At 60.9% G+C, this 599-nt stretch carries 1 protein-coding gene; it reads right to left on the bottom strand.

The features are described 5' to 3' along the window. Positions 1 to 599: RHS repeat domain-containing protein (locus E4P01_RS23410; RefSeq protein ID WP_248130143.1), on the bottom strand; the 599-nt coding region annotated here is incomplete at both ends.

Below are 599 nucleotides of genomic sequence, written 5' to 3' on the forward strand. Positions count from 1 at the left end.
GGAAAAGCTCGCCCAGTGCCGGACGCAACGTGCCGCCTTGCCGGAACGCTCCCACGCCCAAAAGAAACTCGCCCCACCGGCCAACTGCCGCTCAACAATGACGTGCTGATCGTCGTATCGATAACGCTCGCTTTCCCCGACAGCATTGGTCGCGCAAACCAGTCGTCCGTCTTCGTCATAGGCGTAGGAAACAACGTTCTGCTCGGTTTCCCAGACGTAGGGCTCACGCCCTTTGGCGCGATGCACCTGGTAGTCCACCGCCACGATGCGATCCAGCTCATAACGCAGCAGCAGCGAGCGACCAGCACCGTTATCCAGCCGCTCGATCCGCCCGGAAGGATCACGGCAAATGCGCAGGCGGTTGTCATACGCATCGCTGATCGCAGTCAGTACACCGTCGCGAAAGTGATAGAACCGCGACGCCTGGGCCAGCACCAGCTCATCAGGAGCCGAGCCTAAATAGATCGCCGCTTCGGCCAGGCTATTGGTGATCGCTGGCCGAGAATCGGTGGGCAAGGGAAACTGCGTACGGCGGTTCTCATGATCAGTCCACACCACCGAATCGCCCGACACACAAAGCCTGTGCGCCAGCGCATGGC

The sequence above is a fragment of the Pseudomonas sp. NCIMB 10586 genome (assembly GCF_023127895.1).
In the GTDB taxonomy this organism is placed as follows: Bacteria; Pseudomonadota; Gammaproteobacteria; order Pseudomonadales; family Pseudomonadaceae; genus Aquipseudomonas; species Aquipseudomonas synxantha_A.